Genomic DNA, 15,286 nt, shown 5'->3' on the forward strand with positions numbered 1-15,286 from the left:
ATTTACGTCGATTGATCAATCACATCGATCAATCGACTACTGGGCCAGGACTGGCAATTACCCCAGTGTGATCGCCACCACGTGCTGCCACAGTGCAAAGAGCAGCCCACTTTCTGGAGGTAAACGACCATGACCGCGTCAGTATCGGAACACCTGAACCATGTGAACTCGGTCCTCGGCGACGCGGTCGTCGACGACCGTGACGCCGGCGTCTACCGCGCCAACCGACGGATCTTCACCGATGAGGACATCTTCGAGCTGGAGATGAAGCACATCTTCGAGGGCAACTGGATCTACCTCGCGCACGAGAGCCAGGTCCCCGAGCCCGGCGACTACTTCACCACCTACATCGGTCGGCAGCCCGTGGTCATCACCCGCGACAAGAGCGGTGAACTGCACTGCCTGATCAACGCATGCGCGCACCGCGGCGCCATGATCTGCCGTCGCAAGACCGACAACCGGATGACCCTCACCTGTCCGTTCCACGGGTGGACCTTCCGCAACGACGGCACGCTGCTCAAGGTCAAGGACCCGGACGGCGCCGGTTACCCGGACACCTTCGACGTCGACGGTTCGCACAACATGACCAAGGTCGCGCGCTTCGACAGCTACCGCGGCTTCCTGTTCGGCAGCCTGAACGACGACGTCAGTTCGCTCGCCGACCATCTCGGCGACACGCGCGTGGTCATCGACATGCTCGTCGACCAGTCCCCCGACGGACTCGAGGTCCTGCGCGGCGCATCCACCTACACCTTCGACGGGAACTGGAAAGTGCAGGCGGAGAACGGTGCCGACGGCTACCACGTCACGGCCACCCACTGGAATTACGCTGCCACCACGTCTCGTCGCGGCACCGGCGAGTCGAAGAACGACACCAAGGCACTGGACGCCGGCGGTTGGGGGAAGTCCGGCGGCGGCTACTGGTCCTACCCCAACGGTCACCTGTGCCTGTGGACGTGGGCGGCCAATCCGCAGGACCGTCCGCTGTGGGATTCGCTCGAGCATCTGAAGGAGATCCACGGCGACGCCAAGGGCGAGTTCATGGTGAAGGGCTCGCGCAACCTGTGCCTGTACCCGAATGTCTATCTGATGGACCAGTTCTCGACGCAGATCCGCCACTTCCGTCCGATCGCCCCGGACAAGACCGAGGTCACCATCTACTGCATAGCCCCCAAGGGGGAGAGCGACTCCGCACGGGCGCACCGCATCCGTCAGTACGAAGACTTCTTCAACGCCTCCGGCATGGCCACGCCCGACGACCTCGAGGAGTTCCGCTCGTGCCAGCTCACATTCCGGGCGCAGGCCGCGCCGTGGAACGACATGAGCCGAGGCGCCGAGCACTGGCTCACCGGGCCCGACCCCGTCGCCGAATCGCTGGGTATGACCGGGGTGATCTCGGCCGGCGTCAAGAACGAGGACGAGGGCCTCTACCCCGTCCAGCACGGCCACTGGCTCGAGACGATGCGCGCCGCAGCTGCCGCCGAACAACGCATCACCGCCACCGAGCACTGAAAGGGATGGCCATGACGAACGTCCACACCGATTCCCTTGCACCGGCGTCCCCCCGAGGCGCCACCGACTCGACCGGGAAACTCATCACCCAGAACATGATCGAGCAGTTCCTCTATCGGGAGGCGCGTCACCTCGACGACCGCGAGTTCGAGAAGTGGCTCGACTGTTACGCCGACGACGTCGTCTACTGGATGCCGTCGTGGGACGACCGGGACCGCCTCACCGAGGACCCGAACCGCGAGATCTCTCTCATCTACTACGGCAACAAGGGCGGCCTCGAGGACCGGGTGTTCCGGATCCGCACCGAGCGGTCGTCGGCAACGTCACTTCCGGAACCGCGGACGAGTCACAACATCACCAACGTGGAGGTCATCGACCGGCGCGGTGACCTCGTCGACGTCCGATTCAACTGGCACACCATGTATTTCCGGTACAACACCGTCGACCCGTACTACGGCACCTCGTTCTACACGATCGACTTCTCCGGCGAGCATCCGCTGATCCGGCGCAAGACGATCGTGCTCAAGAACGACTACATCCATCACGTCGTCGACGTCTACCACTTCTGACAGGAGGACCTGTCAATGACTGTCACCACAGAGTCGGGTGTCGCCGGCACCGACGACACCGCGACCACCCACCAGGTGGCTCTGTCCTTCGAGGACGGGGTCACCCGATTCATCACGTGCCGGGAGGATCAGACCATCGCCGACGCGTCGTATCGTCAGCGCATCAACATCCCGCTCGACTGCCGCGACGGCGCGTGCGGCACGTGTAAGTCGTTCTGCGAGTCCGGGGATTATGACGGCGGCACCTACATCGATGACGCTCTCAGCGACGACGAGTCGGAGCAGGGTTATGCGCTGCCGTGCTGCATGAAGCCGAGATCCGATCTGGTTCTGCAGATCCCGGCGACGTCGGACATCGCCAAGACGCAGGCGGCCAGATTCACCGGCACCGTCGTCGAGCTCGACCGGCTGTCGGAATCCACCGTCCGGCTGGGTATCCGCATCGAGAATCGCGGACAACTGGCGTTCCTGCCGGGTCAATACGTGAACATCGAGATCCCCGGCAGCGATGACGGACACGGCAGCCCGATCACCCGGTCGTACTCGTTCGCCAACGGACCGCATGAGGATCGGTTGATCTTCTTGATCAAGCTGACGCCCGGCGGGGCCATGTCGACCTATCTCACCGACAGCGCCGCCCGGGGTGAACCGATCGCATTCACCGGCCCGCACGGTTCCTTCTTCCTCCGCGAGGCGGACCGGCCGGTGCTGTTGCTCGCCGGTGGCACCGGGCTGGCCCCGATCCTGTCCATGCTGCGAAAGTTGGACTCGGACAACAGCCGACGCTCGGTCCACCTCATCTATGGGGTGTCCAGCGACGTCGACCTGGTGGCGATCGACGAGATCGAGTGGCTCGCCGGCCGGTTACCCGGGTTCACGTGGGACCACTGTGTCTCCGATCCGGCGAGTTCGGCACCCAACAAGGGTTACGTGATGGGCCTGATCGAACCGGCCCACCTCAACGACGGCGACGTGGCGATCTATCTCTGCGGTCCTCCGCCGATGGTGGAATCGGTCCGGCAGCACGTCACCGAGGCCGGAATCGAACCGACCGGTTTCTACTACGAGAAGTTCGCGCTCGCCGCACAGGGACGCCCGGGGGCCGACGCCGGGCCGGACGCGGGCAGCGTGACCGACACGGAGGTCGTTCACGACGAGGTGTCCGACGACGACCCGGCGATGACCGCTCTGGCGGATGACACCGGCGTGCCGGATCCCACCGCCGCGCTCCTACTCGCACCGGACGCGCGGGCGATCGCGGGACAGGAGACACTTCCGTCCACGGAACTCGACGCATGGTCGGGCACCCGCCCCGCCGCGACCGAGGACTCCCGCGCCCGCATAGCCGGTCAACTCCTCTGGCCCCACGGTTCGGGCGCCGCGACCGTCGATGTGGATGCCGAGACGATCCAGGCCACCGTGTCACAGTCCGGCGCAGCCGCCCGCTCGATAGCCGGACAGGAGATGTTCGCCGCATCGGACATCACCGCGCTCCACGCCCATCCCGCACCGGCGCCCACTCCGCCGCAGACTCCCGACCGCGACGCGTCCCCCGCACCGACAGTCATCGGGTCACACGGATACCAGATCGGTGAGGAGCATCCGGAGATCACCGAGTCCGACGCGCTCTTCGAGGCACGGGCCGCACTCGAATTGGGCGCGCTGGAACTGACTTTCGGCCGGTTGTCCACCCAGCAGCTGGCGGGCTACCGGCTGCTCGCCGACGCCACGGTGCCCTACGTCGACGGCGACCGGTTCGTCGATTCCGCCGAATACACCGAGACCAACGCCGCGTTCCACGACTATCTGTTCCTGCTCACCGGCAACGATCACCTGCTCGAGGCCTACAAGGCTCTCGGCGTGAAGGGCCGCATGAGCGAGGTGTTGCGGAACGCGACATGGTGTCACCCGCTGTGCGCCCAGGATCACCTCGACATCGTGACCGCGTTCACCTCCGGCGACCACGACGGCGCCCGTGAATTGATCGTCGCCCACGCCGACCGCTCCAAGCAGACCATGCGACGGGCGATGTCCGACGAGATCCGCTCGCGGCGGCCGCGTTTCGTCACCCCGGGCCGGTTCACCGGCAAGGTCGTGGTGATCACCGGTGCCGCGCAGGGCATCGGGGAGCAGACCGCCCGGCGGATCAGCGCCGAAGGCGGGCAGGTCGTGCTGGCCGACCGTTCCGAACTCGTCGACGACGTCGCCCGCGAACTCGCCGGCACCGGACGCGGTGCGGTGTCGGCCGTCGCCGACCTCGAGACCTTCGCCGGCGCCGAGGCCGTCGTCCGGCGTGCGATCGACTCCTATGGCCGCGTCGACGTCCTCATCAACAACGTGGGCGGGGCGATCAACTTCAAACCGTTCACCGAGTTCACCGACGAACAGATCCGCGCCGAGATCGACCGGTCGCTGATGACCACACTCTTCACCTGCCGCGCGGCGCTGCCGTCGATGGTGCGATCAGGGCGCGGTGTGATCGTCAACGTCTCGTCCGCCGCGACCCGGGGAATCCACCGGATTCCCTATTCCGCGGCCAAGGGTGCGGTCAACGCGCTGACCGCGTCCCTGGCGCTGGAGTACGCCGACGAGGGAATCCGGGTCGTCGCTACGGCGCCGGGCGGAACCGACGCACCTCCGCGCCGCATCTCACGCGGCACGCCGGAACCGCGCAGCGACATCGAAGCGCAGTGGTACCAGGCCCACATCGACCAGACGCTCTCGTCATCGACGATGCACCGGTACGGCACCCTCGACGAGCAGGCGGCTGCCATCTGCTTCCTCGCCTCGGACGAGGCGTCGTACATCACCGGGACCGTGCTGCCCGTCGCCGGCGGCGACCAGGGTTGAACCGCCCCGCGACCCCCTAGTATGGACCGATGATGGTCACCGGCGGGTGTGTCGGCCGCGACCGCGAGATCGAGTTGCTGTCCTCGCGGCTCGACGCCGTGTCGGAGTCGGGTTTTCTGGCGGTCACGGGAGATCCCGGCATCGGCAGGTCGACGCTGCTGAGGCACCTGGTCCGGCGGCGGCTGTCCGCTCCGACAACCGGTCCCACGCTCTGGGCCGCGGTGTCACCGTGGCTGGCGCACACCCCCGGCGCGCTCATCCGGCAGCTGATACAGGACCGGTCCGACGCCACACGTGCGACCGCTACCGTCCCGACCCCGGACGACCTGCTCGACGCACTGCTTGCAGCGGTCACCACTCCCGCGGAGGCATCGGCCGAGATACCCGGCGACACAGCAGTTCTCATCGCTGTCGACGACGCCGACCTCGCCGACGAGGAGTCCCTGCAGGCGTTGGTCTCTCTCACCCGCGAACACCGCGATCGCCGAATCCTGGTTGTCGTCACCATGTCTCGGCGGGGAGCACGGCTCGTCGGCAACGCACTCGACGAGTTGCGACTCGACGGCCTGGACGCGTCTGGTACGGCTGACATCGCCGCGCAGCGCGGCATCGTGTTGCACCCGGCGATGCGCGAGGAACTGTCGCGGCACACCGGAGGGAATCCACGCGACATCGTGGCCCTGCTCGACGAGGTCCCGGCGGGCACCTGGTCGCGCACCGGTGTGGGGCTGCCCGCGCCGGCCCACGTGGTCACCATGGTCCGGGAGCGGTTGCCGGACACCGGGACACCGCCCCGTGCGCTCATCGAGGCGCTCGCCATCCTCGAACCCGCCGAGCCCCTCGCCACCGCGATCGCGCTGGCCGGGATCACCGACCCCCTTGCTGCGATCGACGCCGCACAGGCAACCGGTTTGATGACTGCCGACGGGGCGCTGACACCCGCGGAGGCGCAACCGCGTCTCGCCGGCCCCCTGGTGCGGGCCGCCGTCCTCGAGGTCCTCGGCATGAAGACCGTGGGCGACGCCCACCGCCGGGCCGCGGACCTGGTCGACGACCCCGCCCGGCAGCTCCATCACCGCGTCGCGGCCACCTCGACGGTCGACGCCGCCCTCGCCGACGACCTCGCCGATCTGGCACGTGCCCGCGGCGCCGACGGCGCGTGGGCCGAGGCCGCCGGGCTGTACCGTCAGTCGGGCCGGCTCACCCCCGACCCGTTGCAACGTGACACACGGGTGACACTCGCGGTCGATTCGCTTCTCGCCGCGGGCGACTGCACCGGCGCCGGCGCGCTCGTGCCGACCGTGGAGAGCTTGCGCGAGACACCACTGCGCAATGCGACCCTGGCGTACCTCGCCATCCTTCGGGGCCGGTCGGCGGAGGCACAGCTGCGTCTCGACCGGGCGTGGGCCATCGTCAACGCCGAGCGCGAGCCCGATATCGCCGCCCTGATCGCGCAGCGTTTCGTCCTGCACAATCTGGTCCGATGCCAGGGCATCGAACTGGTCGACTGGGCCGATCGCGCGAACGCGATGGCCGACGCCGGATCAGCCGCCCGGGTGGAGGCCGCCGTCATCCGCGGGCTGGGACTGGCGTGGTCGGGACACCCTGATGCCGCACGCGCCGAGTACGAGACCGTCTCCGAACGGGTTCGGTACGGCGCGCAAGCCCAGCGCGCGATCATGGGTCGCGGTTGGCTCGAGCTCGGCCTCGACGAGATCGACGCGGCGCGTACCGATCTCGAAACCGCCGTATCGATGGCACAGCTGGGCGGATCCACCCGGATCACGTTGTGGGCGCTGGCCTGGCTCGCCCGGGTGCAGTTCCTCACCGGCGATTGGGACGATGCGCTGCGGGGCGTCGAGGCCGGCCGCGCACTGGCTCGCAGCAGTGGCATCGCGCTGACGACGCCCCTGCTCAACTGGACTGCGAGTCAGATCCATTCGCTGCGCGGCAACTGGGAGGACGCGCACGGGAGTGTCGCGCAGAGCAGCACCTCCATCGGCGACTACGAGATCATGCGGATACCCGACCTGCTGGCCCGCGCCCAGCTGGCGGAGGCCGCGGCCGACTACGGTCGGGTCCGGCGAATACTGACGCCGCTCGTCGCGCTGGCCGAGTCCGTGCCGGCGCTGTCCGAGCCGGGCTTGTGGCCGTGGGTCGACGTCCTCGCCAACGCACTGGTCCTCGAGGGACGGCACGAGGCCGCCGACGATCTGCTGCGACGCTACGAGATCCGGTCGGCCGAGCGGGGCCACCGTTCGTCGGCAGCCCGGATGAAGTACGCACGCGGCCGCCACCTCGGCGCGACCGGTGACATCCACGGGGCACGACGCACCTTCGAGGAGGGCATCGAACTCCTCGACGGACTCGGACTGCGTTACGACCAGGCGCGAGTGAATTTCGCCTACGGCCAGACGTTGCGACGTGCGGGCAAACGCCGCGCCGCCGACGCCGTCATCGGGACCGCCCGCGACCTGTACCTGTCGCTCGGGGCCACTACCTACGTCGAACGCTGTGAACGTGAACTGAAGGCCGGCGGTCTCGCGACCTCGCGCGGCGAGAACCACACCGCAGCAAGGGATGGCGCCGAACTCACTCCCCAGGAGGAGGCGGTCACCGCGCTCGTCGCGCGCGGCCTGTCAAATCGGGAAGTGGCGGCCGAACTCTACATCTCACCGAAGACGGTGCAGTACCACCTGACCCGGATCTACGCGAAACTCGGCGTACGGTCCCGCGCCGAGTTGGCGGCCACCCGCCGGTGACGTCGCCCGTGCGTCCGATCCCGTCGACCGTGCGTCCGATTCTGTCGACCGTGCATCCAATCTAATCGACTGTGCAACAGCAACAGTCGATTTACACCCCGGCCGCTGCGTAACCCGCCGTCCGGTCGGTGACGGGTGCACCGGTCTTGGCCTCGACCATCCCCAGGTCGACGTCTGGGGCGAACTCCACGACGTCGAATCCCGTTCCGGCGATGTCGAACACGCCGAGATCGGTGATGACCCGGCTCACCACGGCGCGCCCGGTCAGCGGGAGTGCGCAACCCTCCAGCAGCTTGGGTTCACCCTTCTTGGTGACATGGTCCATCAGCACGATGACCCGGCCTGCACCGTTGACGAGGTCCATGGCGCCGCCGATGCCCTTGACGAGTGCACCCGGCACCATCCAGTTGGCGAGGTCGCCGTTCATCGCGACCTGCATGCCACCGAGGACCGCGACGTCGACGTGACCGCCGCGGATCATCGCGAAACTCGTCGCCGAATCGAAGTACGACGCTCCGGGCAACACCGACACGGTCTGCTTGCCGGCGTTGATGAGGTCGGGGTCGACCTCGTCGTCATAGGGAAACGGTCCGACGCCGAGGATTCCGTTCTCGGCGTGCAGATGGACACCGGAGTTGTCGGGCATGAGGTCGGGAATCATGGTGGGCAGCCCGATTCCCAGGTTGACGTAGTCGCCGGGGGTGAGTTCGCGGGCGGCGCGGGCGGCCATCTCGGTACGGGTCCAGGTCATGTCGACACTCCTAGGCTGACGGCGATGCGGTGGGACGTTCACGGACGGTGCGCTTCTCGATCCCCTTGCGCGCGACTTGGTCCGGGGCGAGTTCGACGATCCGCTGCACGAAGATGCCCGGCAGATGGATCTCGTCGGGTCCGAGTTCGCCGACCTCGACCACCTTCTCCGCCTCGACGATCGTGATGCGCCCGGCCATCGCTGCCGGCGGGTTGAAATTGCGTGCGGCAGCGTGGAATCGGCAGTTTCCGTCGGTGTCGACCACCGCGGCCCGGATGAGTGCGTAGTCGGTGACGATCGACTCCTCGAGGACCATCTCCCGACCGTGGAAGGTCCGGACCTCCTTGGGCGGCGACGACTCCGCGATGGTGCCGTCGGAGTGGTAGCGCCAGGGCAGCCCGCCCTCGGCGACGAGCGTGCCGACCCCGGTGGGGGTGAAGAACGCCCCGATCCCGCTTCCGCCGGCGCGCATGCGTTCGGCGAGCGTGCCCTGCGGGGTCAGTTCGACGGTCACCTCACCGGACAGGAATTGGCGCCCGAACTCCTTGTTCTCCCCGATGTAGGACGCGACGACCCGGTCGATACGACGGGCCTCCAGCAGCAATCCCAGGCCAGCGCCGTCGGTTCCGCAGTTGTTGGAGACGATGGTCAGGTTCGCCGCACCCTGCTCGAGGAGCGCGTCGATGAGGAAGCCGGGGATGCCGGCCAGCCCGAAGCCGCCCACGGCGATGCTCGCGCCGTCGGGGATGTCGGCCACCGCCTGTGCCGCCGACGCCGCGAGTTTGGTCGGGCCGCCGGGACGGTCGACGACCGTCGTCGTGGCGGAGCTGTCGAGAGTGCTCATTGCTGCTCCAGGTGTTCGATCAGTGCGGGAGTGATGATGTCGGGTTGCTGCGCAGTGGCGAGGTGGGCCGAATCCGGGACCACCAGCAGGCGGCCTTTCGGCACGGCATCGGCTATCTCGCGCAACAGATCCGGCGGGGTGGCCGGGTCGTCGGCGCCGGCGATCGCCAGCGTGGGCGCGGTGATCGACGACAGATCGGGCCGCTGATCCATCAGGGCGATCGCCTCGCAACAGGCCGCGTATCCCTCGGCGGGAGTGGCGGCGACCATGGCCTCGTACCCCTGTCGCGCTTCGGTGTTCGCGGCGAGGTATCCGGGGGTGAACCACCGCTGGACCACGGCCGCGGCGACCGCCGAGGTGCCGTCGGCGCGCACGAGCGCGGCACGGTCGGTCCAGCCCTGTGCGGGCGGCAGGTACGCCGCGGTGCACAGCAGGGCCAGGCGGTCCACGCGTTCGGGATCACGCGCGGCGACGCGCATCATGGTCATCCCGCCGAGCGAGAGGCCGACGAGGTGTGCGCGTTCGATATCGAGGCGGTCCAGCAGGGCGATCACGTCGTCGGCCAGCTCGTCGATCGAGTACGGGCCATGTGGCACAGGCGAATCGCCGTGCCCTCGGGTGTCGTAGCGTACGACCCGGAACCGTTCTTCGAGCGCGGCGATCTGGGCGTCCCACATCCGGTGCGTCGACCCCAGTGAATTGGACAGCACGACCGCCGGCCCGTCGGGTCGCCCGGTGACGACGGCATGGACCTGCACGCTCATCGGATCGCCTCGAAGATCGCCGCGAGACCCTGTCCGCCACCGATGCACATCGTCTCCAGGACGTACCGGGAGTCGCGGCGGCGGGCTTCGTAGGCCGCGGTGGCGAGGATGCGCGCACCGGTGGCACCGATGGGATGACCGAGGGAGATGCCGGATCCGTTGGGGTTGAGCCGTTCGTCGGTCGGGTCGATCTTCCACTCGGCGAGGCAGGCGAGCACCTGGGCGGCAAAGGCCTCGTTGAGTTCGATGAGGTCGATCTCGTCGAGCGTGAGGCCGGCGCGTTCGAGTGCGGCGGCGGTGGCCCCGACCGGACCGATGCCCATGGTCGCGGGCTCACACCCGGTGACCGCCCAGGAGCGCAGTGCCAGAAGGGGTTCGAGCCCGCGGCGCTCTGCCTCTGCGCGCGTGGTGACCACGCACATGGCCGCGCCGTCGTTCTGGCCGGAGGCGTTCCCGGCCGTGACCGTCGAGTCGGGGTCGATGCCGACTCGGATCGGACGCAGGGCGGCGAGTGATTCCGCGGTCGCGTCGGCCCGCGGGTGCTCGTCGTGATCGACGACGGTGTCCGGCCGGCCCCGCCGTCCCGGGATGGTGACCGGCACCAGTTCGTCGGTGAAATGTCCGCTGTCGTGAGCCGCGATCGCCCGTTCGTGCGAACGGGCCGCCAGTGCGTCCTGCTCGGTCCGCGAGATGCCGTATCTCGCACGCAGGTTCTCGGCGGTCTCGATCATCCCGCCCGGAACCGGGTGCGACTCGCCGCCGGCCGTCAGACGCCCACGATCGAGACGATCGCGGAGTTCGACGCCACCCTGTTTGATCCCCGACCGGAGGCCGAGCGCGTAGTGCTCGACGGTCGACATCGACTCGGCACCACCGGCGACGACGAGACGGGCACCCCCGGTCGCCACGGCTGCCGCGCCGGTCAGGATCGCCTGCAGGCCGGAACCACAGCGACGATCGACCTGCATTCCGGGTACTCCGACACCCAGGCCGGCATCCAGGGCCGCGATCCGGCCGAGCGCCGGTGACTCTCCGTTGGCGTAACCCTGCCCGAGGATCACGTCATCGACATCGCCCTCGCCGAGCCCGGTGCGTTCCGCGAGTACGCGAAGCAGGTCGGTCGCCAGCCGGGTGACGGGAACCGATGCCAGCGCACCACCCATGCGCCCGACCGGGGTACGCAGCGGCGAACAGACGACGACATCGGAACCCGCGTCCATGGTGAGAGGAGCCATGCGCTCCACCCTAGGAACTGTCGTCGATATGGAGAAGTACTCGTATCGCAGAGTTTGATATGCAATAGATATCAAACGACTACACTGGCGGCATGGAGCTCCGCCATCTGCGGTACTTTCGCGCCGTCGCCGAGGAATTGCACTTCGGCCGGGCCGCGCAGCGACTCCACATGGCCCAACCACCGCTGTCGCAGCAGATCCGCCAACTCGAGGACGAGCTCGGGGTCGCGCTGCTGGTCCGGTCGACGCGGCGCGTCGAACTGACCCCCGCGGGTGCGGACTACCTGCAGCGAGTGGAAGCGATCCTGGACTCGGTCGACGCCGCCACACGGCAGGCGCAACGGATCGCCGACGGACGCCAGGGCAACCTCGCGATCGGGTGCGTGGGTTCGGCCACCTATTCGCTCCTGCCCGCGCTGGTGCGCGCCCTGAGTGTCGAACTACCCGACGTGGACGTCAGCGTGCGCGGCGAGATGCTGGCACCCGCCCAGATCGCCGCGCTCGCGTCCGGGGACATCGACCTCGCGTTGTTGCGCGTCCCGATGGACACGACCGGCCTCCAGGTCGAATCGATCCGCCGCGACCGCCTCATCGTGGCACTGCCTCACGATCATCGGCTCGCCCACGGCGCACCGGATGCGACCGTGGACTTCGCACTGCTGGCCGGTGACGACTTCGTCGTGCATGCGGGCGGCGGGAAGTCGCTCATGCACGGCGTCCTGTCGGCGGCCGCCGGACGCGCGGGTTTCGTCCCGAGCATCCGGCACGAGGTCGAGGAGACGTCGACGCTCCTGACACTGGTCGCCGCCGGGGTGGGGGTGGCCCTGGTCCCCGAACCCACCTCGGCGCTCGGCGTACCCGGCGTCGTGTACCGGCCGCTCGACGCCCCCGAGGAGGTCGAACTGGCCGTGGCGTTCCCGGACGGGCGCCGAACCCCACTCGTCGACCGGGCCCTGGCGGTGTTGCGTACCCTCTCCTGAACGCCGCAAACCCACCCTTTTTCGGTATTTCCACCCACCACATAGGGGTGGAAATACCGAAAAAGGGTGGGTTTGCGAATGTTTCGGATCAGCGGTGGGTGAAGTTCGGGTCCCGCTTCTCGACGAAGGCGGCCATGCCCTCGGTCTGGTCGTCGGTCGCGAACGTCGAGTAGAACAGCGCGCGCTCGGCGCGGACACCCTCCACCAGGCTCGACTCGAAGGCACGGTTGACCGCGTCCTTGGCGGCCGCGGCGGCGATCAGCGACTTCGAGGCGATGACCTCGGCGACCTCGATCGCGGCGGCGCGGCAGTCCTCCTTGGGCACCACCCGCGAGACCAGGCCCAGACGCTCGGCCTCGTCGACCTTCATCTGCCGGCCGGTGAGCACCATGTCCATCGCCTTGGCCTTGCCGACGGCGCGGGTGAGGCGCTGCGAACCACCGATGCCGGGGATGACGCCGAGGTTGATCTCGGGCTGACCGAAGACGGCGTTGTCGCCGGCGATGATGGTGTCGCACAGCATCGCGAGTTCGCAGCCGCCGCCGAGGGCGTAGCCGGTCACCGCGGCGATGATCGGCGTACGCGCCCGCGACAGCTCATCCCAGGCGCCGAAGAACTGCTCGTTCACCACATCCGCGTAGGACTTCGATGACATCTCCTTGATGTCGGCGCCCGCGGCGAACGCCTTCTCCGAACCGGTGATCACGATGGCGCCGATCCCCTGGTCGACGTCGAACTCCTTGACGGCGCCGACCACTTCGTTCATCAACTCGGTGTTGAGCGCGTTCAGCGCTTTCGGGCGGTTGAGGGTGATGATGCCCACCCGGCCGCTGGTCTCGACGACGATGGTCTGGTGTTCGGTCACGGTGAGTCCTCTTTCGGTTCGATGACGGGCGGGATGTTACGGGCTGACCCCCACCCGGGGAAGGTCTCGGTCAGACGGTCGGGAACGTGAGGTCGCCCGGCAGCGGCGCGAAGAACGCGTCCACGGCGTCCTCGGAGAACGCAGCCCACTTCGGGTTGCGGTCCTTGTCGATGACCTGAGCTCGGATCCCCTCGGCCATGTCAGGATGCAGCAGGCAGCGCACCGAGACGCGGAATTCGCGCACGAGCGAGTCCTCGAGGGTCGCGTCACCGGCCGCCTCGCGCAGCGACCGCAGCGTGACCGCCAGCGCGGTCGGGCTCTTCGCGGCGATCGCTTCGGCGGTCTTGTCGGCGAACGGCGAACCCACCGCGCGGCATCGTTCGATGATCTCCGGGACAGAGTCGGCCGCAAACGCTTCCGCGATCCACTCACGGTGTTCGGCGAGTTCGGAGGCCGGCGCGTCGACGGCGTGCGCGGACAGCGCCGCCTCGACTCCCGACTCGCCGATCGCGGCGAGGAACGCCGGCAGCGACTCCGACGGCACGAAATGATCGGCCAGACCCATCGCGAGGGCATCGGCGCCGCGCAGGTGGCCGGCGGTGAGACCGGCATAGGTTCCGAGTCCGTCCGGAACGCGTGAGAGAAGATGTGTGCCACCGACATCGGGCACGAACCCGATGCCCACCTCGGGCATCGCGAGCTTCGTGCGCTCGGTGACGACGCGGACGTCGCCGTGCGCGGACACCCCGACACCGCCGCCCATCACGATGCCGTCCATGATGGCGACGTACGTCTTGGGATAGCCCGAGATCAGCGCATTCAGCCGGTACTCGTCGAACCAGAACTTCGCCGACGGCGACTGCTCGGCCTCGGTGTCGGTCGACGCCGGATTCCCGCTCAGCGCGGCCGCATCGCGATGGATGGCGACGATGTCACCACCGGCGCAGAGCCCACGCTCGCCGGCTCCCGAGAGCACGACGGCCTCGACCGCGTCATCGGCCGCCCAGGCCTCGAGGTGCTCGGCCATCGAGCCGACCATCTCGTGATCGATCGCGTTGATGGACTTCGGACGGTTCAGGACCAGCGACCGCGCCGACCCGTTCTTCTCCGTCAAGACCGATGGTTCCGACACGGACGAACTCCTCTCCACACCGACAGGCTCCTCAGATGGTTGCATATCCTAGTAACCCGGGTCCAGCCCCAAGTCAGGTTCGGCCACAGTCAGGTTAGGGTTACCTCATGGGCTATTCCAGAGCACGCGTTGCCGACGTCGCCGACCTGACGCCCAATCTGCGTCGCATCGTCTTCGACGTGACCGATCTGCCAGGACTCGGCCTACCGGGCGGCGCCGACGAAGCCGTGGGCATCTACTTCCCACACGAACCCGAGCGTGTCACACCGGATATGGAATGTCGCGACGGCACGTGGGCCTACTACGACATCGAGCCGGCCCCCGATGGCCGGAACTACTCGATCCGTTCGGTCGACCACTCCGCCGGCACGATGGTCGTCGACTTCGTCATCCACGCCGCCGGACCCGCGACGCTGTGGGCGCAGCGCGCCGAAGCAGGGCACGACGTGGTGATGACGCACGCCCGGAGCTGGTACGCACCACCCGCCGGCGTCGAGCGCCTGGTCCTCGCCGCCGACCTCGCCGGACTCCCCGCCCTGGCCCGGATCCTCGACGAACTGCCCTCGACCGACGGGGTCACCGCCGTGGTCGAGGTGCCCGCTCCGACCGAACTGTCGTACCTGCCCGAGCGCGACGTCGAGCTGATCACCCTCGTGGGCGGGAACTCCCGCACACCGAGCCGGCTCGCCGACACCGTCTGCGGCCTCGACCTGCCGACCTCAGGCGCCTACTGCTGGTTCGCCGGCGAGGCCGCGGAGTCGCGCGCGGTGCGCAAGCACCTACGCGGGGACCTTCGCTGGGACCGCCGGTCCTACGACGTCATCGGCTACTGGCGTGTCGACGCCGAACGCTGGACGCGGGCCTACGCCGAACACGGCGCCGAACTGTTCGCCGTCTACCGCGAGGCGCTCGCCGACGGCAAGAGCGAGAAGCAGGCCTCAGAGGAATTCGACGAAGCGCTCGAACGGGCGGGACTGTGAGACCGGACGAGCCGTCCGGCGCGGCTGAGGTATATAGTTAGA

General features: G+C 68.2%; 12 protein-coding genes. 6 read left to right on the forward strand and 6 right to left on the reverse strand.

Going from position 1 to position 15,286, the window contains the following annotated elements; translation table 11 throughout:
• The first annotated feature begins 129 nt into the window (after positions 1–129).
• Genes benA through AC3B5T_RS03080 form a run of 4 tightly spaced genes read left to right on the forward strand, consistent with a single transcriptional unit; the run spans position 130 to position 7,693 of the window.
• Positions 130–1,512, forward strand: a complete 1,383-nt coding sequence (gene benA, locus AC3B5T_RS03065) for a benzoate 1,2-dioxygenase large subunit (protein WP_055474471.1) — start codon at positions 130–132, stop codon at positions 1,510–1,512.
• A gap of 11 nt (positions 1,513–1,523) precedes the next feature.
• Positions 1,524–2,081: a benzoate 1,2-dioxygenase small subunit gene (gene benB / locus AC3B5T_RS03070; protein WP_055474555.1), complete on the forward strand. Its 558-nt coding sequence runs from the start codon at positions 1,524–1,526 to the stop codon at positions 2,079–2,081.
• A 15-nt stretch (positions 2,082–2,096) separates the two neighbouring features.
• Positions 2,097–4,931 carry a benzoate 1,2-dioxygenase electron transfer component BenC gene (gene benC, locus AC3B5T_RS03075; RefSeq protein ID WP_055474472.1) on the forward strand — a complete coding sequence of 945 codons (2,835 nt, stop codon included), beginning with the start codon at positions 2,097–2,099 and terminating at the stop codon, positions 4,929–4,931.
• A 29-nt stretch (positions 4,932–4,960) separates the two neighbouring features.
• The gene (locus AC3B5T_RS03080) at positions 4,961–7,693 is read left to right on the forward strand and encodes a helix-turn-helix transcriptional regulator (RefSeq protein ID WP_055474473.1); all 2,733 of its coding nucleotides are present in this window, start codon (positions 4,961–4,963) and stop codon (positions 7,691–7,693) included.
• Positions 7,694–7,784: 91 nt separating this feature from the next.
• Here the strand turns inward: AC3B5T_RS03080 and AC3B5T_RS03085 are convergent, their stop codons facing one another.
• Genes AC3B5T_RS03085 through AC3B5T_RS03100 form a run of 4 tightly spaced genes read right to left on the reverse strand, consistent with a single transcriptional unit; the run spans position 7,785 to position 11,287 of the window.
• Positions 7,785–8,444, reverse strand: coding sequence for a 3-oxoacid CoA-transferase subunit B (locus AC3B5T_RS03085; RefSeq protein WP_055474474.1), 660 nt, complete (start codon positions 8,442–8,444; stop codon positions 7,785–7,787).
• 10 nt (positions 8,445–8,454) lie between these two features.
• On the reverse strand, positions 8,455–9,288 hold the full coding sequence (locus tag AC3B5T_RS03090; RefSeq protein ID WP_055474475.1) for a CoA transferase subunit A: 834 nt from the start codon (positions 9,286–9,288) through the stop codon (positions 8,455–8,457).
• A complete protein-coding gene (gene pcaD / locus AC3B5T_RS03095) occupies positions 9,285–10,052 on the reverse strand; it encodes a 3-oxoadipate enol-lactonase (RefSeq protein WP_055474476.1) in 768 nt (255 codons plus the stop codon). Before pcaD ends, AC3B5T_RS03090 begins: the two co-directional genes overlap by 4 nt.
• On the reverse strand, positions 10,049–11,287 hold the full coding sequence (locus tag AC3B5T_RS03100) for an acetyl-CoA C-acetyltransferase (protein ID WP_055474556.1): 1,239 nt from the start codon (positions 11,285–11,287) through the stop codon (positions 10,049–10,051). Before AC3B5T_RS03100 ends, pcaD begins: the two co-directional genes overlap by 4 nt.
• Before the next feature lie 92 nt (positions 11,288–11,379).
• On the opposite strand from AC3B5T_RS03100, the gene AC3B5T_RS03105 reads away from it, so the two are divergent.
• On the forward strand, positions 11,380–12,267 hold the full coding sequence (locus AC3B5T_RS03105; protein ID WP_055474477.1) for a LysR substrate-binding domain-containing protein: 888 nt from the start codon (positions 11,380–11,382) through the stop codon (positions 12,265–12,267).
• 88 nt (positions 12,268–12,355) lie between these two features.
• Here the strand turns inward: AC3B5T_RS03105 and AC3B5T_RS03110 are convergent, their stop codons facing one another.
• Both AC3B5T_RS03110 and AC3B5T_RS03115 read right to left on the reverse strand, forming a co-directional pair.
• A complete protein-coding gene (locus AC3B5T_RS03110; RefSeq protein ID WP_014928151.1) occupies positions 12,356–13,132 on the reverse strand; it encodes an enoyl-CoA hydratase in 777 nt (258 codons plus the stop codon).
• A gap of 70 nt (positions 13,133–13,202) precedes the next feature.
• The gene (locus AC3B5T_RS03115; RefSeq protein WP_055474478.1) at positions 13,203–14,309 is read right to left on the reverse strand and encodes an enoyl-CoA hydratase/isomerase family protein; all 1,107 of its coding nucleotides are present in this window, start codon (positions 14,307–14,309) and stop codon (positions 13,203–13,205) included.
• A 62-nt stretch (positions 14,310–14,371) separates the two neighbouring features.
• On the opposite strand from AC3B5T_RS03115, the gene AC3B5T_RS03120 reads away from it, so the two are divergent.
• A complete protein-coding gene (locus tag AC3B5T_RS03120; protein WP_055474479.1) occupies positions 14,372–15,244 on the forward strand; it encodes a siderophore-interacting protein in 873 nt (290 codons plus the stop codon).
• Positions 15,245–15,286: the final 42 nt, after the last annotated feature.

The sequence above is a fragment of the Gordonia sp. G4 genome (assembly GCF_057770005.1).